The 21,733-nt window shown below is 66.2% G+C and carries 15 protein-coding genes; 7 read left to right on the top strand and 8 right to left on the bottom strand.

All coding sequences use genetic code 11. The features are described 5' to 3' along the window. Positions 1–142 precede the first annotated feature (142 nt). A complete protein-coding gene (locus tag ABXH26_RS01790; protein WP_353565314.1) occupies positions 143–1,438 on the bottom strand; it encodes a DUF1552 domain-containing protein in 1,296 nt (431 codons plus the stop codon). Between the two features lie 142 nt (positions 1,439–1,580). Beyond that, a complete protein-coding gene (locus ABXH26_RS01785) occupies positions 1,581–3,854 on the bottom strand; it encodes a DUF1592 domain-containing protein (protein WP_353565313.1) in 2,274 nt (757 codons plus the stop codon). Between the two features lie 242 nt (positions 3,855–4,096). Here ABXH26_RS01785 and ABXH26_RS01780 point away from each other — a divergent pair, with 242 nt between their 5' ends. From ABXH26_RS01780 to ABXH26_RS01770, 3 genes are all read left to right on the top strand, one after another. Further along, positions 4,097–4,735, top strand: a complete 639-nt coding sequence (locus ABXH26_RS01780) for a transposase (RefSeq protein ID WP_353565312.1) — start codon at positions 4,097–4,099, stop codon at positions 4,733–4,735. 513 nt (positions 4,736–5,248) lie between these two features. Further along, on the top strand, positions 5,249–6,637 hold the full coding sequence (locus tag ABXH26_RS01775) for a hypothetical protein (RefSeq protein ID WP_353565311.1): 1,389 nt from the start codon (positions 5,249–5,251) through the stop codon (positions 6,635–6,637). A 2-nt stretch (positions 6,638–6,639) separates the two neighbouring features. Continuing rightward, on the top strand, positions 6,640–7,803 hold the full coding sequence (locus ABXH26_RS01770; RefSeq protein WP_353565310.1) for an acyltransferase family protein: 1,164 nt from the start codon (positions 6,640–6,642) through the stop codon (positions 7,801–7,803). Between the two features lie 2 nt (positions 7,804–7,805). On the opposite strand, the gene ABXH26_RS01765 is transcribed toward ABXH26_RS01770, so the two are convergent. Beyond that, entirely contained in the window at positions 7,806–8,591 is a 786-nt protein-coding gene (locus tag ABXH26_RS01765) for a hypothetical protein (protein ID WP_353565309.1), read from the bottom strand. Positions 8,592–9,122: 531 nt separating this feature from the next. Here ABXH26_RS01765 and ABXH26_RS01760 point away from each other — a divergent pair. Further along, positions 9,123–10,091: an MDR family NADPH-dependent oxidoreductase gene (locus ABXH26_RS01760; RefSeq protein WP_353565308.1), complete on the top strand. Its 969-nt coding sequence runs from the start codon at positions 9,123–9,125 to the stop codon at positions 10,089–10,091. A gap of 849 nt (positions 10,092–10,940) precedes the next feature. On the opposite strand, the gene ABXH26_RS01755 is transcribed toward ABXH26_RS01760, so the two are convergent. Both ABXH26_RS01755 and ABXH26_RS01750 read right to left on the bottom strand, forming a co-directional pair. After that, positions 10,941–11,744: a hypothetical protein gene (locus ABXH26_RS01755; RefSeq protein ID WP_353565307.1), complete on the bottom strand. Its 804-nt coding sequence runs from the start codon at positions 11,742–11,744 to the stop codon at positions 10,941–10,943. Positions 11,745–11,801: 57 nt separating this feature from the next. Then, complete coding sequence (locus ABXH26_RS01750) at positions 11,802–14,282, bottom strand: L-type lectin family protein (RefSeq protein ID WP_353565306.1); 2,481 nt, start codon at positions 14,280–14,282, stop codon at positions 11,802–11,804. 317 nt (positions 14,283–14,599) lie between these two features. Between ABXH26_RS01750 and ABXH26_RS01745 the strand changes: the two genes are divergently transcribed. Then, the gene (locus ABXH26_RS01745) at positions 14,600–15,334 is read left to right on the top strand and encodes an ABC transporter ATP-binding protein (protein WP_353565305.1); all 735 of its coding nucleotides are present in this window, start codon (positions 14,600–14,602) and stop codon (positions 15,332–15,334) included. Next, positions 15,331–17,817 carry a CPBP family glutamic-type intramembrane protease gene (locus ABXH26_RS01740; RefSeq protein ID WP_353565304.1) on the top strand — a complete coding sequence of 829 codons (2,487 nt, stop codon included), beginning with the start codon at positions 15,331–15,333 and terminating at the stop codon, positions 17,815–17,817. Before ABXH26_RS01745 ends, ABXH26_RS01740 begins: the two co-directional genes overlap by 4 nt. Positions 17,818–17,825: 8 nt before the next feature. Here the strand turns inward: ABXH26_RS01740 and prfB are convergent. From prfB to ABXH26_RS01725, 3 genes are all read right to left on the bottom strand, one after another. After that, a protein-coding gene (gene prfB / locus ABXH26_RS01735) for a peptide chain release factor 2 (RefSeq protein WP_353565303.1) occupies positions 17,826–18,963 on the bottom strand; the annotation gives its coding sequence in 2 pieces (ribosomal slippage) (positions 17,826–18,878 and positions 18,880–18,963; 1,137 coding nt in all). Positions 18,964–19,018: 55 nt separating this feature from the next. Continuing rightward, positions 19,019–20,446, bottom strand: coding sequence for a hypothetical protein (locus ABXH26_RS01730; RefSeq protein ID WP_353565302.1), 1,428 nt, complete (start codon positions 20,444–20,446; stop codon positions 19,019–19,021). Between the two features lie 149 nt (positions 20,447–20,595). Further along, on the bottom strand, positions 20,596–21,327 hold the full coding sequence (locus ABXH26_RS01725; protein ID WP_353565301.1) for an ATP-binding cassette domain-containing protein: 732 nt from the start codon (positions 21,325–21,327) through the stop codon (positions 20,596–20,598). A 79-nt stretch (positions 21,328–21,406) separates the two neighbouring features. Between ABXH26_RS01725 and ABXH26_RS01720 the strand changes: the two genes are divergently transcribed. Beyond that, positions 21,407–21,694: a metal-sensitive transcriptional regulator gene (locus ABXH26_RS01720; protein WP_353565300.1), complete on the top strand. Its 288-nt coding sequence runs from the start codon at positions 21,407–21,409 to the stop codon at positions 21,692–21,694. The last annotated feature ends 39 nt before the right edge of the window (positions 21,695–21,733 follow it).

Below are 21,733 nucleotides of genomic sequence, written 5' to 3'. Positions count from 1 at the left end.
CTTCGGAGCGGGTGGAGGAGCTGTGGGTGGTTGAGGAGTCAGAGTGGTTATAAGGCAAAGTTTCGGGACCTCGGAGCGGCTGGAAGAACTGGTGCACTGCCCCCGCCCTGCCCGGCGGTCGATGCCCGCCGCCCCCCACGGGTCAAATGCCCGTGAGGACGCCGTTCGAGTCGCCGACTCGCTCGGCGTGGACGCCCATGCGGTCGAGCAGTGCGAGGTGGAGGTTGGTCATCGGCGTGCCTTCGCCGGCGCGGACGATCCGTCCCGGGTTCAGCGAGCCCCCGCCGCCGCCCGCGAGGAGCAGGGGCAGGTCATCGTGGTTGTGGCGGTTGCCATCGCCGATGCCGCTGCCATAGACGATCATCGAGTGGTCGAGCAAACTTCCCTCGCCCTCCTTCGTTTCCTCCAGCCGCTGCAGGAACCACGCGAACTGCTCGGCGTAAAAGCGGTCGATGACGGCGATCTGGTCGAGCAGCTCGGCATCGTTGCGGTGGTGGGAAATGGCGTGGTGGCCGTTGGCGATGCCCAGCTCGGGAAAGGGCCGGTTCGAGCCGTCGTGGGCGAGCAGGAAGGTCGAGACGCGCGTCGAGTCGGTCTGGAAAGCCAGCGCCATCAGCTCGAACTGCAACCGGATGTGCTCGGCGTAGCTCGCAGGGATGCCGTCGGGCCGCTCAATCGGCGGCTTGGCCGGGCGGTGCCTCTCGGCGTTTTCGATCCGCTTCTCCAGCGAGCGCACCGAGGTCAGGTATTCGTCCACCTTGCCGCGATCGGTCGGGCCGAGCCGGCTCTGCAGCCGTTTGGCATCGCCGCGGACGAAATCCAGGATGCTCTTGCGCCGCACCCGGCGGGCGGCGTCCTCGCGGGCATTGCCGGAGCCGAAAAGTTTCTCGAAAACCAGTCGCGGGTCCCGCTCGGCGGGCGCGGGGGTGTCTTCATCCAGCCAGGAAAGATTGAACTGATAGGCGCAGGAGTAGCCGGAGTCGCACTGGCCGGAGCGCCGCGCGGGATCGGTGGTCAGCTCCAGCGAGGGCAGCCGCGTTTCATGGCCGATCTGGCGGGCGGCGATCTGGTCCACGGAAATGCCGGCCCGGATGTCGGCGCCCGCCGTTTTCCGCGCCTGGCAGCCGGTCAGGAAAGTCGCGTTCGCCCGCGCGTGGTCGCCGGCCCCGTCGCCATTGGCGCGGGCCTTGTCGTGATCGAGATGACGCAGCAACGAGATGTGCTTTTCCATCCCGGCCAAGGGCGCGAGCGAGTCGGCGAACTGCAAGGTTTCACCCGGCGGCAGCCAGCGGCTCAGGTTCACGCCATTCGGCACGTAAACGAAGGCCAGCCGGCGCGGGTGGGCAGCGGCGGCGGGAAGCGAGCCTCCGAAGGCATCGAGCGAAGGCAGCGCCAGCGTGGCGGCGACGCCTTTCAGGAATTGTCGGCGCGAGTTCATGGGAGAAGATGGTAGATGGTAGATGGTAGATGGTAGATAGTAGATGGTAGATTGAAGATTGAAGATTGAAGATTGAAGATTGAAGATTGAAGATTTTTTGCGGCGGAGTTTTATCTAATATCTACGATCTGCGATCTACAATCTAGTTCCCGTCGCCCCGGCGATATTGGAAGGGGACGGATTCGACGACGGCGTGGAGCATGGAGCGCAGGCCGCCGCCGGCTTGTTCGGTTTGCTGGAGAATGTGGTCGAGCGCGGGCTTGTCATACCAATCGGTGCCGCGGCCCAGGGCGTAGGTGAGCAGCTTCGAGGCCACCGAGCGCATCAGGTCCTCGCGGTGCTCGGAAACGAGGATCTGCCGGAGTTCGTCGGCACCGTTGAAGGTGCGGCCGTCCGCGAGCTCGCCGCTGACATCGAGCGGCTTGCCGTTTTCCTGGTCCCGCCATGAGCCGTCGGCGTCGAAGTTTTCCAGCCCGAACCCGATCGGATCCATCAGCGCATGGCAGGCCGAGCAGGCGGGGTCCTGGCGGTGCTTCACCATCTGCTCGCGGAGGCTGAGATGATGGTTTTTTCCGCCCTGCGGCGACTCCAGCTGCGGCACGTTCGGCGGCGGGGGCGGCGGGGCGGTATCGAGGAGGTTTTCGAGCACGTATTTTCCCCGCATGACCGGCGAGGTGCGGATCGGCAGCGAGGTGAGCAGGTGGAACGATCCCTGCCCGAGCAGCCCGCGCCGGTGGGTGCCCTCGAGCGAGACGCGGCGGAACTTCCGGCCCTCGACACCGCCGATGCCATAATGCCGGGCGAGGCGCTCGTTGACGAAGGTGTAGTCGGCGTCGAGCAGCTCGGTGACCGGGCGGTTGTCGCGGATCAGGTGCTCGAGCAGCAGCTCGGTTTCGCGCCGCATGTCGCCCCGCAGGGCGAGGTCGAAGCCGCGGTAGAAGCGGTTCGAGGGGCGGGCGAGGTTGAGGTCGCGAAGCTGGAGCCACTGACCGCCGAAGTTGCGGATCAGCTCGCGGCTGCGGGGCGAGTCGATCAGGCGGTCGACCTCGGCCTCGAGTTGGCCGCGGAGTTTGCCCTCGTCGGCCAGCTGCGACAGGTGCTCATCGGGCATGGTCGACCAAAAAAAGTAGGACAGGCGGGTGGCCAGCGCGTGTTCGTCGATGGCGTGGATCGAGCCGGCCTGGTCGGGCTCCGGTTGCGGTTCCTCGCGGAAAAGGAAGGACGGTGAAACAAGCATCGCCTCCAGTCCGAGGATGGCCGCCTGCTCGACGTCCTGCCCCTGATCGCGGCCGAGCCGATAAAGCTCCCAATACCGCTCGGCCTCCCCCGTTTCCAGCGGACGCCGGAAGGCCCGCCGCGCGAAACCGCGGTAGACACGGGTGATCCAAGCCTCGTCGCCTTCCTCTCCGGCGCGCTGGACGAAGATCCGCCGGTGCGACTCCGGCTTCGCCTGGCGCGGCCCGTCCAGCGGACCGACGAGCGACACCGACTCGATCAGCAAGTTGGTGTCTCGCGCACCCGGCGGCGCAGTTTCGTCGTAGGAGTCATTGATGAACTCCAGCTGCAAGTCGAGGCCCTCTCCGCCCTCGATCCGGAGGTCCAGCACCAGCTCGCCGGGCTGCTCCATCGGAGCGGCGGCGGTCAGCTCACGGAGCGTCGTTTCCCCGCGCAGCACGCGGATCACCGGCGGCCCCTTCGGTCCCGTGGTGCCGCCGGCACGGATCACCAGCCGGTGCGGCCCAGAGCCCGTTTCCGCGAAGCGGGCCCGCACGCGTCCGTTGGTGAAAAGAAAGCGGCCGGACTCATCCGCGCGGCCATCGCCCTCCAGCTTGCGGCCCTGCATTTCCCGGCTGGGAAAAGGCATCTCGCCGGGATGCGTCGCGGCCTGGAGGCCGATCCGGGCGGCATCGAGATACTTGTCGAGGTGTGCCGGCGAGAGCGTCAGCACGTCGCCGATGTTGTCGAAGCCGTAGCCCGAATCGTCCGGCGGCAGCAGCTCCATGACCTTCACCGGCACGCCGAGCAGGTCGCGGAGCGTGTTTTGGTATTCGGTGCGATTCAGGCGGCGCAGCGTCACCCGGCCGGGATCCGGATGCTCGGGATCGACCGGGAACACGGCGGCATCGATCCAATCGACCAGCGCCTGCCGCTCGTCGGAACTCGGCTGGTATTCATCCGGCGGCGGCATCAGGTGCTGCGTGAGGTTCTGGCGGATGCGCTTCCAGACATCGCGGTTGGCCTGCATCGCGGCCACGTTCGGAAAGCGGTCGAGGTCCAGCTCGCCCTTTTTCACGCCATCGCCGTGGCAGTCGTAGCAGTAGTTTTCAAAAACCGGCAGCACCTGGTCCTTCCACGACTCCACCGCCAGCGCGCTGGCAGTGAGCAGGAAAAGGATGGCACCGGAAACGATTCGCACGACACCGCGCTATACGTCGGAACCGGCTCATCTTTCGCAGCAGAAAGGAGCGGCGCGCCTTCGGCCGCCGATCGTCCGAGTCCGCCTCCTCACCTCACGCCCGCGCCATCCCCCCAGTCCGCCTCCGCCAGCTTTGGGGATCGCTCCCGCTCCTTTCACGGCCGCCTCCACCCCATCGGCGGCCGTAGGCACGCCGCTCCTTTCGAATCGTCTCGTCTCGAAAAAAGGCTCATCCTCACCCCATGCCCGATTGGAGCGCGCTTCACTTCTTCCGCCGCGGGGGAGAGCTTGATCATTGCGCCAACCGCCTCCCGCACTGGCAGCAGGAGCAGAGCTGCCTGTTTCTCACCTTTCGCCTCGCCGACTCCCTCCCGGCCCATCTCCTCAAGCGCTTCGGCGAGGAGCGGGACGCCTGGCTTCAGTTTCATCCCCGCCCTTGGAATCCGGCCACGGAAATGGAGTATCATCGCCGTTTCTCCGCCACCCTCGACCGCTGGCTCGACGCCGGACACGGAAGCTGCGTCCTCCGCCAGGTGCGCTGCCAGGATTGCCTGCGGTCCGTCTTCACCCGTTTCGATGGCGATCGCTACCTCCAGCACGCCTTTGTCATCATGCCGAATCACGTCCACCTGCTTTTCTCCCTCGCGGAAAAGGCCGACCTTTCGAGCCTGGTCCGGGCATGGAAGAGCACCAGTGCCCGGCGGATCCACCAGCAGGTCGGCGGAAACGGAAACCTGTGGCAAAAGGACTACTTCGACCGGCTGGTCCGTGGCCCGCAGCACTTCGCCAAGATCGCCCGTTATCTCCGGAAGAACCGCGACGCCTGCCCTCATTCGTTCCTCCACGAAGCCCCGTGGCTCACCGAATGGCTGGACTCCTAAGGGAAAGGAGCGGCGTGCCTTCGGCCGCCGACCCTCCGACTCCACCTCTTCTCCCAAGCCCGCACCACCCCCCAAGCCCGCCGCATCGAACCTGCAACCCTCGCCCCCGCTCCCTCAAAAAGCCCAACTCTCCCCCACGGCGACCGAAGGCACGCCGCTCCCTTCCGCCTCCTCAATTTGAGCCCACACCACCCCCCCAAGCCCGCCGCATCGAACCTGCAACCCTCGCCCCCGCTCCCTCAAAAAGCCCAACTCTCCCCCACGGCCGCCGAAGGCACGCCGCTCCCTTCCGCCTCCTCAATTTGAGCCCGCACCACCCCCCAAGCCCGCCGCCGAAAAGCCCCCGTGGTCGCTCCTACTCCACCCGGCAGCCGGCTCCCCCCATCGGCGGCCGAAGGCACGCCGCTCCTTTCCCTCCCCTCCATTGACGCTCCAGTCCCAGGCCCCTAGACTGCGCGCGCTGCTCCTTCCTTCCCTGGTGGCGATGCCGCCGGCACCCACTCACCCGCCTCCATGATTCTAGACGACAGCGAGGACCCCGTGTCTTTTCCGCGCACGGGCATCCGCGTCGCGGTGGAAGTGCTGTTCTGGATCTTCATGCTGTCGTTCTCCCTCGACTACCGGGCAGCCGAAGCCCGCGCGGGCGGGGCGGGAGCGGGGCTCGACCAGCTCGTTTTCCTCGCCGCCGCCATGGGCTCCACGGCCGGCATCGTCCTTCTCGGTTGGCGCAGGATCACCGTGCGTCCCGGCTCGTGGATGCTCGCCTTCTGGGGAGCCTTTCTCGCCTACATGCTGCTCAATGCTTTCGCCCAAGGCGTGAATCCCGGCCGCTCGCTGCGGATCATCCTGCCGTTGATGCTGTGCTTCGCCGGCATGATCAACGTCCACCTCGCCGGCTGTCTCGGCGTGCGCCCCGCCCGCATCGTCGCGCCGATCCTGGCCGCGGCGTGCATCAACGTCGCCTGGCGAATGATCCAAGGTTTCCTCTTCAAAGGGGCCGAGCTGGACACCGTGCGCACCGAGGTGCTCAGCCTCGCCACTGCCTGGCTGACTGCCTTCATCGCTTGCTCGGTGCTGCTGAGACCGAGGCTCCACTGGACGGCGATCGCGGCCAGCGGCGTCCTTTTCGTCGGCATCATCGTCACCATCACCCGCTCGCTCATCCTTCCCATCGCTGCGGCGGGCGCGACCACCGGGCTCAGCTTCCTACTCGGGGTGAAATGGGGTGCCTTCCAGTGGCGCGATGTCCCCCGCCGCCTCGCGCCTCTGTTCGTGATGGGAGCTCTCGGCATCTTCGCCCTACTGGCAACCTGGGTGCTCCAACCGCACATCATCGAACGCTGGAACGAACGGCTTTTTCACTACTCGAACCTGCGCAACACCACCCGCGACATTTCCTGGCTGACCCGCGAGGCGGAGGCGTCGGCCATTTTCAAAATCCTCGATTCGGATCCCGTCCACTACCTCTACGGCAATGGCATCGGTGCCTCCTACTATTGGGACTCCGCCTATCTGCCGGAAATCTATCTCGTTTATCCTAAAGACGAGCAGCTGGGGGTCGATGTGTGGTTTGCCGGCCACTCCATCTGGACCTATTCGTTGTTCTCCGGCGGCATCATCGCCCTGCTGGCGGTGGTCGCGCTCTTCATCATGACCATCATCCACTCGCTGGCCGCGGCCCGGGCCAATGCCGCCCTCCCCGGGCCGGACTACTGGATCGCCTTTCTTCCCTTCGTGTTCGCCGCCTGTTTCCTAAGCCTCACGATCACCTCGAATCCTTTCGATGAACGCCTGCTGGCGCTGATGTTCGGAGTCATGGCCACCCTGCCGCAGGCATTTTTCGTCCGTGGTTCGTGGATTCACGCCGCCGATCCCGCATCCGGCCCCCAACGACTTCCCTGAGCATGGCCGAAGCCGGAATCCGCAACACCAAGATGGTTGAGCCGGAGACCACCGGCTCGGCGAAGGTCGCTACGCCACCCAAACGCTTTGCTTACATCGACGAACTCCGCGGGCTGGCCGTGCTGTTGGTGGTCTTCGTGCACGTCGGCTACTACCTGGATGAAAGCCTGCTCATCACCCGCGTGTCGCGCTACGGGCAGTATGGCGTGCAACTGTTCTTCATGCTTTCGGCCTTCACGCTTTGCCATAGCATGGACCGGCTGCCCGGCTTGAGCCGCGGCGACTATCGAGCGTTCTTCGTGAAGCGTTTTTTCCGCATCGCGCCCCTCTACTACGCCGCGCTGGTCGGCTACACGGCCTACTCGATCGCCAGTCATCGGTTGTTCGGGAAAACGCCGTGGACCGAGCCGGCCGACTACTCCGCGGCCGGCTTCCTCACCAACCTCACCTTCACCAACGGCCTGTGGCCGCCCGCCGTGAACCAAGTCGTTCCCGGGGGCTGGTCGATCGGCTGCGAGTTCCTTTTTTACGCGATCTTCCCCTTCCTGTTCTTCGCCACGCGGAAACGACCTGCCGTGCTGGTGGCGGTGGCCGGAGGGGCGGTGGCGCTCTCGGCCACCTTGCCGTGGTTGCTTGCTCCGCTCGGTTGGAGGGAAACGCCGGGCAACGACACCTTCTACTACTATTCGATCATCAACCAGCTCCCCTGTTTCATGGTCGGCATGCTTTATTTCCACTTCCGGGAACGCCGGGGATTCGCTGCCGGCGCGCTCGCCCTGGGGCTGCCGGCGCTGGTGGCCCTCGCCCTGATCCACGAACAACAGGGCTGGTGGATCATCACCCCGCTGATTGCCGGAGTCATGTTCACAGCGGTTGCGATCGCCGCGGAGAAGCTGCCCCGCTTGATGCTGTTGGCCCACATCGGCGAGTGCTCGTTTTCGATCTATCTCGTCCACTTCATCGTCACCTGGAACCTCGGCGTCCTATGCCTGCGCAAGCTCCCGCAATTCGCGGACAACACCCTGTCGGCCATCGGGCTCTATCTGGTGGTCACCGCCATCAGCTTCGGCATTTCACGGCTCACCTACCGCTTCGTCGAGCTACCCTTTATTTCCCTGGGGCACAAGGTCGCGGGGTCGATCAAGAAAAGCGAGCGGCTTGAATAGCATTAGTTCCACCACTCCTTCGGCAGCACCATGCTCGGTTCGTCCGGCTCGCAGTCGCGGTCGAGAGGATGAGGAAAACGAGTGGCGGGTTTCCGCTGGCTGATCCGGTCCTTCCGTAAAAACGTAAACTCGCCGTACCAAGGGATTTCCAGCCCGCGCGAGCGCACCATGGGTGCGATGTTATTGGGATGGATGTGGACGCAGTCGTGGGTGTGCAGAAGCTTGCGCAGGCAGCGGGAAAGAATGGGGAAAATGGCGTCGGAGAAGAGGTTCTCGAGTTTGTGCAGCTCGATGACGATGATCCGGAAACGACTCATCAACGCGGTGGACATGCTGAAGAGCGTCTCCCATTCATAACCTTCGATGTCCATCTGGAGCAACAGGTCGCCGTCCTTGGCGACGGGCGTGGAATCCACCCAGTCCTGCATGGAGATGTAGGGGTCCTCGGTGAACGAGCCGATGAACTTTTTCTGAAAGTGAAACCGCTCGTGTCGGGCCGCCGGACCCTCCACGGAGGCATCCACCATGAAGACCTCCATGCCGCGGTCGGCGCAGTCGAACTCGAAGGATGAATTCACATCCACGCCGGGCGAGAAGCAGGCGGCGAGGCCATCGAGGTCGTCGGGGAGCAGGTAGCCCCCATCGCCATCCCCGCCGAGGCGGATCAGCGGGTGCTCGGTTTCCAAGGGCCTCAGGTCCCGCAGCAGCGCCAAGAGTTCGTCGCGCGGGGTGAGCTTGGTGGGGTAGAACGCGAACTTGGAAGGAAGATTCAGGGCGAGTTTCTTCATAGGGGGGGGAAACGGGAGCCATCGCGTTTCTAGCGGATGTCGGGTGGCAGGCGAAGCTTCCATTTTCGCCCCTCCGCTCTCAGGCCGGGGGATCTCCGGCTGCCCGGCGGCGCCTGCAGCGTTGCAGGAGTGAAAACCCGCCGGGTTGGGCGGCCTGACGCGTTGCAGGAGCGAAAACCCGCCGGCTTGGCGGGCCTGCAGCGTTGCAGGAGTGAAAACCCGCCGGCTTGGCGAGCCTGACGCGTTGCAGGAGCGAAAACCCGCTGGCTTGACGAGCCTGACGCGTTGCAGGGGCGGAAACCCGCCGGCTTGGCGGGCCTGCAGCGTTGCAGGAGCGAAAACCCGCTGGCTTGGCGGGCCTGACGCGTTGCAGGAGTGAAAACCCGCCGGCTTGGCGGGCCTGACGCGTTGCAGGGGCGGAAAGGGCTCTGCCACCCCGTCCTCCGCCGGCATTTTGCGGAATGCTGCGCACGATGAGGCATGGTCGTTCCCTCCCTTGACCGAGCACCGGAAAAGGCCGACCTACGGGGCATGAAGCTCGCATTTTCCTCCTGCGGAACGCCGGCCGACGTGCTGGAATGGGTCGAACACGAATCCGACCCTCTGACCGCGGAGCAGGTCCGGGTGAAACTGCTCGCCGCACCGATCAACCCCGCCGACCTGAACTTCATCGAGGGCACCTACGGAGTGAAACCCGAGCTGCCCGCGACGCCGGGCATCGAGGGCTGCGGCGAGGTGGTGGAGAGCCGGCACGAGGGCTTCGCTCCGGGCGACAGGGTGATTTTCCTGACCCGCGCGGCTTCCTGGACCGAGGAAACGACCGTGCATGGCGACCTGTTGTTCAAGCTGCCGGAGGGAATCGATCCGCTGCAGGCGGCGATGCTCAAGGTCAACCCGGCGACCGCTTTCCGCATGCTCCACGGCTTCGTGGCGGTGCCGCCCGGCGGCTGGGTGGTCCAGAACGCCTCGAACTCCGGCGTCGGCCGTTGCGTGATCCAGCTCTGCCGGTCGCTGGGCTGGCGTACGGTGAACCTCGTACGTCGCGAGGAGCTCTTCGACGAGTTGAAGGCGATCGGCGCCGACCTGGTGCTGCTCGACAACGGCGACGCGGTGGATGCGGCGAAAGAGGTGCTCGGCAAGGAGCGCGCGGTGCTGGCGCTGAACGCCGTCGGCGGCGACAGCGCCCTGCGGCAGATGAACCTGATGGCACCCGGCGGCAGCCACGTGACCTACGGGGCGATGGGTCGCAAGCCGCTCAAGGTGCCGAATGGGATGCTCATTTTCAAGGACCTCAGCCTGCACGGCTTCTGGGTGACGAAGTGGCTGGAAAACGCGCGCCTGCCGGAGGTGCATCGCACCTACGCGCTGCTCGCCGGGCTGATGGCCGAGGGCAAGCTCGGTGTGCCGATCGACTCGACGCACAAGCTGGGCGATTACAAGCGCGCGCTCGCCCGCCTGGAGGCACCCGACCGTGACGGCAAGGTGCTGTTCGTGCCGTGAGATGGGGGCGGCGGGCATTGACCGCCGGGCGGGAGAGAGGCAGGTCGCCGGCTCGAGGGGTAACTTCGAGGTCGGACGGGCGGGCGTTTTCCGCTGGTTCGCCTTGGGTGCGTCGGGCCGGTAGGGACTCGAAGTGAGACCTCAGGGGAGGTGAAGTTCTGGGGGCCTGCCCGGCGGTCGATGCCCGCCGCTCTTGGTCGATGCCCGCCGCCTGGTCGATGCCCGCCGCTCCCATGCTGGGGCGGCGTGAGATGGGGGCGGCGGGCATTGACCGCCGGGCGGGAGAGGGGCAGGTCGCCGGTTCGAGGGGTAACTTCGAGGTCGGACGGGCGGTGCGTTTTCCGCGGGTTCGTCTTGGGTGCGTCGGGCCGGGAGGGACTCGAAGTGAGACCTCAGGGGAGGTGGAGTTCTGGGGGCCTGCCCGGCGGTCGATGCCCGCCGCCCCGGTCGATGCCCGCCGTTCCCGTGCTGGGGCGGCTTGAGATGGGGGCGGCGGGCATTGACCGCCGGGCGGGAGAGGGGCAGGTCGCCGGTTTGAGGGGTAACTTCGAAGTCGGACGGGCGGGCGTTTTCCGCGGGTTCGTCTTGGGTGCGTCGGGCGCGAAGGGCCTCGAAGCGGGACCTCAGCGGAGGTGAAGTTCTGGGAGCCTGCCCGGCGGTCGATGCCCGCCGCCCCGGTCGATGCCCGCCGCTCCCGGTCGATGCCCGCCGCCCCGTCGATGCCCGCCGCTCCTGTGCTGGGGCGGCGTGAGATGCCTATCAGACGCCGGGGCGCGCTGCCGGGATCGCCCGACCTCGATCCTGAAAAGCGGTCCCCACCCACCGGCGGCCGCAGGCACGCCGCTCCCTTCAATCGGCAAACACGGCCTTCAGGTCGGCGCGGAGCTTGTCCTCATCGGTCATGATGCCTTCCCTGGGCATCCAGCCGACCGACCACCACCGTCGCTCATCGTCGGTGCGCGGCTCGAAGTCCTTCCACACCAGGGTCAGCGTGCGGCCGTCATCGCTGCGTCGCCAGCCGGTGGTCGGCTCGAGCGCCAACTGGGCCGCCCCCATGCCCTCGGCGAGGTGAACGACGAACCGCCCCTCGCCGATCGTGCCGCGCCAGTTGCCGCCCGTTTCCGTGGTATAGCCGAAAAACACCGGCCCGCCGGCGGTGCGGGCATTGTCGGTGCGGAAGCGGCGCTCGACCACGACCTCCTCGCCGGGGGGAAAGCTGACCTTCACCACGTGCCACGTTTCGCAGGGCGGATCGGCGGCCGGCAGGTCGATCCACTGGCCGTCCTCGCCCATGCGCTTGCTGACCAGCTCGCTCTTCACCTCCCGGCCATCGACAAAGGTCCGCATGTCACGCAGCGGGCCGATCGTATCGCCCTCATACTGGTCGCTGCGGGTGATGTCGGGAAAGCCGAGGAACTGGACCGCAGGCGCGTCTTTTTTCCCGCTGACGAACACGAAACGACAGCTCACCGCCGAGTCGAAGGGGTTCATTTCCACCACCACCTCCTCGCGCACCATGCGGATCACGCTTTCGGTCTTCTTCGTCCAGCCGACCGGTTCGGGTCCCGCGCCGCCGTCGTGCATGGCGGTATCGTTGGCGAAGGCAGCGGGAATGAGGAGGGCGGCGATCCAGCGCATGGCGGAGGATTCCACGAAAAAGCGGCGGCGCTCAAGGCAGGAAGCGCCGCCGCCGGGAGTGCTGAAGCCGCGTCAGTTCGCGGGCAGCGGGATTTCCTCGACCCTGTAGAACTCGGCGGGGACCTCGTCGGGGAAGTTGGCGATGCGGTAGCCGGCCTGGCCGTCGGTGCCCTGGACCGTGTTGACGGACGTCCAGTCGATCAGGTCCTCGGAGAAGGAAACCTCATATTCGTTTCCGTCCGTGGCCCACCAGACCAGATCGTAGCCGGTCATGGCCCCGACGGTCGTGTCGATGAACGGCATGCTCGTCACCATGCCGAAGGGACGGGTCGGCTCCGAGAAGTCGCCGTAGGCCATGTGCCAGTAGGCGATGCGGTTGCGCTGGGTGATGCCGCCGGTGCGCCCGGTGAAGCCGAGGTAGGCGGTGCCGTTCTCGTCCACCGCACCGATCTCCGCGAGGTCGACGTCCACGTTCTGGATCACCGCGATGTCGCCGAAATACACGTCGAGATCACCGGGGACATAGGTCATGCGGATGTCGTAGGGTTCCGAGCCGGTCGGCGTGGCGAGCGTGTAGGGATTTTCCGGAAGTCCCCTCAAGCGCACCCCCGGGGTCTGGTAGGCGAAGGTCGTGGCCAGCACTTCGGACCCGGCAAGGATCTCGATGGTGGAGCCATCGTCGGGGGCGCCGCCGTAGCTCTCGAACTTGAGATTGAGCGCCCGCTGGGTGAGGCCGTTCTCGGCGGCGCCGGCATTGCGGGCGATGGAGCCATCGGGATGGTCCTGGATGACGAAGGCGAGCCCGTCGGCCGCGGTGTCCGCGGTATCGGTGGTGATGTTCAAGCCGAAGCGCGCCTCGAAGCCGCCGGCCACGTTTTTCCGCAGCCGGAACCAGGCCGCACCGTTCTGGCCGCCGACGGCCGGGGTGATCTGGAGGTGATCCTCCTCGATCGAGGCGTTGCCCACGATTTCCAGCTCACTTCCCACGCTACTAAAGTCGTCGTAGTTGATCTCGGTCACCGCCGGCGGGGCGATGACTTCCACCGTCACCGTGGCGGAACCAACGTTGGCACTGGCCACGGAGGTCGCGTTCAGGGTGTAGACCATCGTGCCCACGGTCGTGGGAGTCACGGTCGTCGATCCACTGGTCGCGACGCTGCCGACGCCCGGCGAGAGCGAAACCGCATCCGCGGCGCCGGTGTGCCAGCTGAGCACCAGCGGCTCGCCCTGCACGACGGTTGCGGCGTTGGCGGAAAACGACAGCACGGCGGGCGAGGGATTTCCCGGGATCGGGATGTCGCCGGTGTAGATGTTCCGCTCGACCGGATGCGGATAGTCGAAGTCGACGTAGTCGATCAGGGTCCAGCTCGAAAGGTCGTTGCTGCCCTCCAGGGTCCATTGCACGGGGTCGCGGCCGGGCGCGTCATTGCCGAGGGTGAAACCGTAGCTGTCCACCGTGACCTCCGCGCCGAAGTCGTAGATGAAGGGCGCATTGCCGAAGTCGAGCCACTTGTTGCCGGCGCCGTCGATGCCGTCGTAGAGCTTGTCCAGCCCCTCGGCCTCCGGCGTGTCGCTGATCGGCGAGGTGGCGGTCACCGGCACCACCTCGGTGCCGGCCGAGAAAAAGTCGAACTCCGAGATCTGGATCAGGCCCGCGCCGGACCCGGAACGGAGCTTGTTGGCGGTGAAGCGGATGTAGCGGTAGGTCACCGAGCCTTGGCTCACGGTGCGCACCGGGATCGAGGCGGTGGCGGTCTCGCCCGTAGCCGATTGGCTCGCGGTCAGGACGTAGGTGGTGGTGCTGTCATCCGGCGGCGTGACCGTCGCGGGACCGGTCAGGCCCACCGCCCCGGGGCCCGGTGAAAGATCGACCTGATCGGCGAAGCGGGTTTCCCAATAGAGGTCGAAGCTCGTGCCGTTGGGAGCGATGGCCGGCAAGTCGCCGAGCGCCGCGGAATTCAGTCCGAAGGTCACCACCTGCGGCAGGATTTCCTCCGGGATCTCAAACCCGGCCTGGTAGCGGAAGTTGGCGTTGTCGATCGGTTCGTTCAGCCGCGAATCGAGCAGCGTCCAGGTGGCGCCGTCGTCACTGCCGTAGAAATTCCAGCTCACCGGCGAGCGTCCGAAGGCGACGCTGTCGTTGGCGCTGGCCCAGTTGTAGGCATCGATGGTGACAGGCGCGGTGAAGGTGAAGTCGAGCGGCTCCAGCGGGGCGCCGTGGAACCACTTGGTGTTCACGTCGCCGTCCAGCACCTTGCCCGGCCCCTCGGCGGCGTTCGGGTCCTGGGTGCCGCTGGCGGCGGTCACGGTCACCACCTCGGTGCCGCTGCCATTGTTGTCGTTCAGGTTGAGCAGCGTGCCACCGAGGGAAAAGGTGAACTCGGAGAGCTGGATCTGGGTGCCCCCGCCGATGATCCCCGTCGGCTCGAAGCGGAAGTGGGAGTAGGTTTTTTCCGCCCCGAGTGCCGCGGCACCGAGGAAGGGGAGGACCCACAGGGCCACGGGGAAACGAAGGCGGCCGCGGCCGCGAGCAGGTTGCTGGGATGTTTTCATAGGTTTTGGGTTTTTTCCCGGGATCCCGCGTTGCATAAACGTGAAGTCCCAAGAGGCTAACATCCAATTACTCACGCTCCGGCGAGTCAAGGCCCTAGCTGGCAGAATTGTCAGCGGGGGCAAGAACAGCCCCTTCGCTGGACGATCCCGACCTCGGCCTACTGGCGCTGGGCTCGGCCACCGGCGGGTTGTGGATTTCCGAAAACGGCGGCGTCGACTGGCGGCTCATCACCGCCCACCGACGCTGCCGTCCTGGCCCCACCCCGAGACCCGATCTTGCGGCGCCGCGGCATGCCCGTCATGGATAGCGGCGCGTCATGGGAGCCGATCACGAAACCGCCGCCGCCGTCGATGTCCGGGAGGTCGTCAAGTCGTTCGGTGACAAGCCGGTACTGCGCGGCATCACCTGGGACATCCCGCCGGCGAGCATCTGCGGCCTGCTCGGCCCGAACGGCGCCGGCAAGACGACGCTTTTCCGCCTCCTGATGGGCATCCTGAAACCGGAGGCCGGCAGCATCCACATCGCCGGCCTCGATGCCTTCGACGACCGCGTGCCGCTCAAGCGCCTGATTGGCTTCGTGCCCGACGAGCCGGTCTTTTACAACTATCTGAAAGGCCGCGAGGTGATCGAGCTGAGCGCGGCGATGCACGACCTGGACCTCGACGAAATGTGGCGGCGGATCGACCCGCTGGTCGAGCGCCTCGAGATGGCCGCCCACCTCGACGCCTACGCCGAAGAGTATTCGCGCGGCATGAAAAAGAAGCTCGGGCTGATCCTGGCGCTGCTGCATCAGCCCTCGATCCTGATCCTCGACGAGCCGACCAACGGCCTCGACGTCACCGCCACCCGCAGCTTCTTCGAGCTGATGCGCGAGCAGGCCGCCGCCGGGCATGCCGTCATTTTCTCGACCCACCTCATGGACCAGGTGGAGCGGCTGTGCGAGCACGTGGCGATCATCCACGGCGGCAAGATCGTGCTGGCCGGCCGGCTGCGGGAAATCCTCGGCGGCCGGACGTTGGAGGACGTCTTCTGCGAGTCCACCGCCTCATGAGTACGCCGGGTCCGACTCCGCCCTTTCGCGTGTGGCGCGCCTTGTGGAAGGCGGCGCGCCGCCGCTCGGCCGGCCGGGCCAAGCGCCAGCGCGAACTCACCCAGCAGCGCAAGCGCGGCGGCTCCGACGTGCTCGGCGGGCTGGCCAGCGTGATCATGGTCCTGTTTTCGCTGGGGATCCACGGCTGCTTCGGGCTGGTGACCCGCAGCGCCGTGGAAAACAGCGCCCTCATCCATGCCGAGCGGGCAGGCCAGCCGCTGGTGCCCGACCGCTACTTGTCGTCGCTCCGGCACGACCTGGCGGGGGGAGACGACCTCGGCAACCTGCCGGACCATTTTCTCGATGACGCCGCCGAATGGCGGATCGAGAACCTCGGCGTCGGCGGGCCGGAGGAAAAAGAAGCGGCTCGGCTGCGCACCATCTACGAGGCGGAAGGCGTCGATGGCTTCCGCTCCGAGAACGAGGTGGTCGGCCGGAACTGGGGCGAAAAGGCCTTCTTTTCCCCTGCCCAGTGGTCGGTGCTGGGACTGATGATCGGCTGGTGGTTCCTGATGCTGGTCTTCCAGGGCGAGGGCATGGAGCTGGATGTCCAACGCCGGCGCCACCCGATGTGGGAATGGCTGGCCACGCATCCGATCCGGCCGTGGTCGGGATTCCTGGCGGAAATGTTGGCCCCGTACATGGCCAACCCGATCTACGGGTTCGCGCCGGTCTACTGGATGGTGCTGGGCGGGTCGCTATGGGATCCGGCGGGCATGGCGGTCGGCCTGCCGGTCGGTTTCGTGTTCGGCATCGCGGCCTCGGCGCTGTCGAAGGCGCTGGAGGCGGCGGTGCTGATCCGGCTTTCCCCGCTGAACCGCGGCGCGGTGCTCGGGTTGGCATCGTGGCTCGGATACGTCGGGCTTTTCCTACCCATCCTCCTGCTGGCCAGCCCCGGCCTGCTGGCGAAGCTGCTGCGCATCACCCTGCCGCTGGCCGAGGTGCTGCCATCGGCGCCCCTGCGGACGGTTTTTCTGGGTCATCCGGCGGTCGCCGCGGTGGGCGGCACCGTGCTCGGGATCGGCCTGGCGGCGGCGGCCATCGGCTCGGTCGCGTGGTCGCTGAAGGACGGCGTGCAGCCCAGCGCCGGAGCCGGGGAAACGGTCCGCAGCGCCGATTTCACCCGCCGCCCGTGGTGGAAAAAGGAGTGGCTGTGGCTGTCGCGCGATCGCGGCGCGGTGGTGCAGGCCTTCCTGGTGCCGATGACGATCGCCGCCGTCCAGCTCTTCAACCTGCGGCACATGATCGCCAGCAGCTCCGGCTCGTGGAACGGGCTGGCGGGCGTGGCGGTGCTATTCGGCACCTATTTCCTGTTCGTGCTCGGGCCGCGATCGCTGGCCTCGGAGGGCTCCGCGCTGTGGATCGCACTGACGTGGCCGAAGGATCTCGAGCGGCTGCTCAAGGCGAAGGCGCGGAGCTGGTTCCTGCTGGCCAGCGTGGTGGTGGTGCCCTTCATCGCCTTCGCCATCTGGCGTTTTCCGGCGGACTGGCCGTGGCTGCTCTTCACCGCCGTGGGCTGGATCTTCTTCGGAACCTCGCTGGCGGAAAAATCGGTCACACTGGTGAGCGTCATTTCCCCCTCCGGCGAGGCCGAGCCTATCCCCGCGTCGCGCCGCTGGGCCGCGATCGCCGGCACCTTCGCCTTCGCCGCCGGCTTGATGAGCGGTGCATGGAGCATCGCCGTGCTGGGCGTGGTCTTCAGCCTGCTCTCCTCGGCCGCCATGTGGCAGGGCTTCCGCGCGCGGCTGCCGTATCTGTTCGATCCCTGGTCGGAGCGCGAGCCGCCCGCGCCGAGCTTGGTGCAGGCGATGGTCGGGATCGCCATCCTGGTGGAATGCGTCGGCACCGCGACCGCCATCGGCCAGGGGTTCGGGGGAGACGAAGTGGGCTGGATGGCGCGGACGATCTCCTACGGCGTGATCGGCCTCATCGGCTTCCTCGTGATGGCGCGCTTCCTTCATGGCAAGGGCGTGTCCGTCTCCGACATCGTGTTCTGGGAAAGACAGAGTGATCGACGTCTCTGGCGTCCGTTCGGCTGGGCGGTGCTGCTGGCTCCGGCACTGGCAGGGATCGCCTGGGGCTACCTGTTCGTGCTCCGGCACCTGCCCGCCACGGCCGGATACATGGAAACGATCGACCGCGCCGCGGACAGCCTGCCCGGTGCCAGGCCGTGGCTCGCCGTGATGGCCATTGCGATCGCGCCGCCGGTGGAGGAGTATTTTTTCCGCGGCCTGCTATTCCGCTCGCTGTGCCGCGAGTGGCGGCCGGCCGCTGCCATGCTCGGCAGCGCCGCCTACTTCGCGCTCTATCACCCGCCGGTGTCGTGGTTGCCGGTGTTCGGGCTCGGTGCCGCCAGTGCGTGGCTGTTCCGCCGCTGCGGCAGCCTGTGGCCCTCCATCCTCCTGCACGCCGGCTACAACGCGCTGGTCACGCTGGTCCGGTAAAAGCGGGTTCAATCCTCGTCCTTCGCCCCCTTCACGCGGACCTTGCCGCGGAGCTTGGCCTCGATGAAGGCATCGATCTCGCCATCCATCACGGCCTGGATGTTGCCATTTTCCTCGCCGGTGCGGAGGTCGAGGACCTTCTGGTAGGGCTGGAAAACATAGGAGCGGATCTGGTTTCCCCAAGCGATCTCGCCCTTTTCGCCGTAGGCCTGCTCGGCGGCGGCGGCGCGCTTGTCTTCCTCGATCTGGAGCAGCTTGGCCCTGAGGATCTGGAAGGCGAGTTCCTTGTTGTTGCCCTGCGTCCGAGCGGCGGTCGACTTGATCAGGATGCCGGTGGGCAGGTGGCGCAGCAGTACGCCGGTTTCCACCTTGTTGACGTTCTGGCCGCCCTTGCCGCCGGAACGCATGGTGGTGATCTCGATGTCCTTGTCGGCGATCTCGATCTTGATCTCGTCGTTGATCTCCGGGGTGGCATCGACGGACGCAAACGAGGTGTGCCGCTTGCCCGCCGAGTCGAAGGGCGAGATCCGGACCAGCCGGTGGACGCCGCGCTCGTTTTTCAGGAAACCGTAGGCGTTCTCGCCGGTGATCTTCACGGAAACGGAACGCAGGCCGGCCTCGTCGCCGTCTTCCCAGTCGATCGTCTCGCAGGTGAAGCCCTTCTTTTCCGCCCAGCGGACATACATGCGCTGGAGCATCTGGGCCCAGTCGCAGGCCTCGGTGCCGCCGGCGCCGGCCTGGATGAGAAGGAAGCAGTTGGCGCCGTCGTTCGGCTTGTCGAGCAGGGTGACCAGCTCGAAGGCGGCGATGTCCTTCTCCAGCTGCCCGGCCTGGTCGAAGGCCTCGGCGGCGGACTCGGGGTCATCGAATTCCTTCGCCAGCTCGATCGCGGCCAGCACGTCTTCGAGCCCGCTTTGGAGGCCTTGGAAAGTTTCGACCTTCTTCTTCAGGCCCGCCGCCTTGGTGTTCATCGTGCGGGCGCGGTCGGCGTTGTCCCAGAAATCCGGCGCACCCATCGCCTCCTCGATGGAGGTCAGTTCGCGTTCGAGCTTCGGGACGTCAAAGGTACCTCCCGAGCTCGTCGATGCGCTTGCGAAGCGCCTCGGTATCGAGCGTCGTGAGGTCAACGGTACGGGTTTCTGCCATCGCGGGGCGGAGGAAACGCCATGCCGACCGTGAACGCAAGGGAAGAAGGAGGGGCTCACGCCGGGTTGCCCATCGGGTCCACCCTGCCGTTTGAAATCCGAGCCAGGCAGCGAACCAGGAGGAACGCGGAAAAGGCCGGAATCAGTCCCAGCCCCAGCGCCCGGAGTTCGACAGGCTCACCTTTCATCCACAGCAGTCCTGCAGCAACGATCAGCAACACGCTCGCACAGCCCTGGACCACCCGCCACATCAGCCCCCACCAGTGCCAGACCAGCGGCCGGGTCGAGGATGAGATCTTGAAGAATACCCACACCATCTGAAGAGAAAGCCCGATCACGAGGCCCAACGTCCACAGCTTTCCGACCGCCTCGCCCTCGGTCATCACCCAGGCCGCCGCCCCTATCACCGGCGCACCCAACATCACTTGGAAGCCGTTCGCCAGCACCACCGCCCACGCCAGATGGGGTAGTGAAACGGGCAGCATCGCCGAGTAGATGGCAGCACTCGTTCCCACCCGGGCCGAACACAGCCCGACCCACGCCCCGCCTTGCAGCGGCACGGCCAGCCCGTAGGCGAGGATCGCCAGCACGAGCGCCGCCTCCTCCCACCGCATCACGAAACACCCCACCGCGACCGCCGACCAGGCCGCGCCGACCAGCCATCGCCGCGACCACGACCAGCCCCGTGGCATGGCAAAATCGAGGTGTTTCCGGAGCTCCGGTTTCAACCAACCGCAAAAGCACCGCTCCAGCCGCCCGCGTGCGGCGAAAGCCGACCCGTCCCACTCCCTCAGTGCCGCCTCAAAGGGCGGCTGACCCCTCGATTTCTCCACGAGCCCTTCGGATGGTGCCTCCACTTCCTGCGAGAATTCATCAGGATCATCCAAGGTCGGGATCGAAAACCTACGGCCACTGACCCATAGCGCCCCGGCGATCCCCAATCCCGCGAGCAACCCCGCGCCGGCCGCCCCGGGCCAACCTGCGCCCCCGCCCTCCATCCAGCGGCTCAGGACCGCAGCCGGGCTGTGCTCCATCACCCGCCAAAACCCATCTTTGAGCCAATGTTGCAGACGGTCATTGAAGCCGCCGATGATCACGAACGCCACGCCTCCACCGACTGGAAGCAGGCTGATGACCTTCCAGGGCAGCCACGGCAGGCCGATCACCAACACCACCGCGATCGCCCCCGCCACCAAACCCTGGACAAGCGCTCCGCCAAGCATCTGAGGAAGCTCCGACCCACTCGCCTGAAACCCGTAGATCCACAGCCAGTCCCACACCACCAGCAGGGCCCGCTTGGCCCAACCCGTGACCTGCCACCGGTACAACTCCTGCGAATCGACCGGCATCACCGTCGCCATCAGCATCGTCCACGGATCCCTCAGCGCCTCCTGAAATCCCCCAATCAAGGCGAAGGTGATGCAGCTCGTCCACAGCCACGCGCCATACCGGAGCGCGGACCAGTCGCCATCGATCAGGACCATCAGGCAGGCCCCCGCCGGCACGATCCACGGCCGCAGGCATTGCACCTTCTGATCCGATCGCCAGGGAATCCGCTGCCAGAAATGCCGCGGTTTCCGACGCTTCCGGGTCTGGGATTTCAGGCGCCCGGCCAGCTTGTGATCGAACTGAATCATGGCTGCTCCTTGAAATCGCCGAAACGCTCTTCGAGACTTCCCGGTCCCGTCTCTGGCATGGCTTCGAGGTCCGCCTTGGTCAGGTCCGCCACCAGCTTGCCCCCATCCAACACCAGCATGCGGTCACAGAAACGCGCGGCGATCTCCAGAATCTGGGTCGAATACACGACCGTTCCCCCTGCCTGCACCCGCGCCCTGGCCTCCCGCCGGAAGGCAGCCAGTCCCCGCGGATCCATTCCGGACGCGAAAGGTTCATCCAACAACCACAACTCCGGTGCCACCGCCATCTGCGCGATCAGACCCGCCTTGTAGTGCTGGCCGCGGCTCAGTTGTCCCATCCGCTCCTCCGCCAGTTCCAGCATCCCGAACTCCTCGAGCCACCCGAGCAAACGCGCCTCCACGGCCGCGTCCACCTCCACCTGGTAGGCCCGCACCACCATCGCGATGTGCTCGATCACCTTGTGCTCAGCGTAGGCGAAGGGCTGATCCGGCAACCAGGCAATGCGGCGGCGCAAAGCCAGGTCATCCATGGAAAAGCGCGCGCCGTCGAACCGGACCTGCCCCGCCGTCGGCACCAGCAATCCCGCCAGACACCCCAGCAGCGTGCTTTTGCCCGCGCCGTTCAGGCCGATCAGGCACACCAACCCGCCCCCCAGGCGCAAGTCCAACCCGCTCAGCGCGGGCTTGCGTCCATACGCCTTCACCAGCCCCTCCACCCTGACTTCCATGTCCTCAAACTGGCGCGGAGTCCGGCTTCCGCCAAGCCTTGTTGCCGTCTCGCACCTTGACAAAATTCACATACCCCCCATGGGTATCGGCATGCAACGCGATGCCGAGGCCTCCAAACCGCTTCTGGGCCGGGTGAACCGGATCGTCGGCCAGCTCCAGGGAGTCGGCCGGATGATCGGGGAAAACCGCGAATGCCCGGAGATCCTCCACACCATTTCCGCCGTCCACTCGGCCCTGCGCGGGCTGGAGGCAAAGCTGCTGGAAGACCACGTGAGGCACTGCGTGACCGAGGCCTCCTGCGAACCCAAACACCTCGAGCAGCGCCTTGAGGAACTCATCCAACTCTACCGCCGCCGCCTTTCATGAGCTTTGATCCCTTGCCCGATCCCGACAAGAAACCGTCCA

It is taken from the genome of Haloferula sargassicola (assembly GCF_040362925.1).
GTDB lineage: Bacteria > Verrucomicrobiota > Verrucomicrobiia > Verrucomicrobiales > Akkermansiaceae > Haloferula > Haloferula sargassicola.
The sequence above is the reverse complement of the archived record's forward strand: the minus strand, read 5'-3'. Positions and strand labels throughout refer to the sequence as shown.

Excerpts from the sequence above, each read along its gene's own strand:
- ABXH26_RS01790 (WP_353565314.1), bottom strand. The coding sequence starts at position 1,438 with ATGAACTCGCGCCGACAATTCCTGAAAGGCGTCGCCGCCACGCTGGCG.
- ABXH26_RS01725 (WP_353565301.1), bottom strand. The coding sequence starts at position 21,327 with ATGGAAGTCAGGGTGGAGGGGCTGGTGAAGGCGTATGGACGCAAGCCC.
- ABXH26_RS01740 (WP_353565304.1), top strand. The coding sequence starts at position 15,331 with ATGAGTACGCCGGGTCCGACTCCGCCCTTTCGCGTGTGGCGCGCCTTG.
- ABXH26_RS01730 (WP_353565302.1), bottom strand. The coding sequence starts at position 20,446 with ATGGTCCTGATCGATGGCGACTGGTCCGCGCTCCGGTATGGCGCGTGG.
- ABXH26_RS01750 (WP_353565306.1), bottom strand. The coding sequence starts at position 14,282 with ATGAAAACATCCCAGCAACCTGCTCGCGGCCGCGGCCGCCTTCGTTTC.
- ABXH26_RS01770 (WP_353565310.1), top strand. The coding sequence starts at position 6,640 with ATGGCCGAAGCCGGAATCCGCAACACCAAGATGGTTGAGCCGGAGACC.
- ABXH26_RS01745 (WP_353565305.1), top strand. The coding sequence starts at position 14,600 with ATGGGAGCCGATCACGAAACCGCCGCCGCCGTCGATGTCCGGGAGGTC.
- ABXH26_RS01765 (WP_353565309.1), bottom strand. The coding sequence starts at position 8,591 with ATGAAGAAACTCGCCCTGAATCTTCCTTCCAAGTTCGCGTTCTACCCC.
- ABXH26_RS01720 (WP_353565300.1), top strand. The coding sequence starts at position 21,407 with ATGGGTATCGGCATGCAACGCGATGCCGAGGCCTCCAAACCGCTTCTG.
- ABXH26_RS01780 (WP_353565312.1), top strand. The coding sequence starts at position 4,097 with ATGCCCGATTGGAGCGCGCTTCACTTCTTCCGCCGCGGGGGAGAGCTT.
- ABXH26_RS01760 (WP_353565308.1), top strand. The coding sequence starts at position 9,123 with ATGAAGCTCGCATTTTCCTCCTGCGGAACGCCGGCCGACGTGCTGGAA.
- ABXH26_RS01775 (WP_353565311.1), top strand. The coding sequence starts at position 5,249 with ATGATTCTAGACGACAGCGAGGACCCCGTGTCTTTTCCGCGCACGGGC.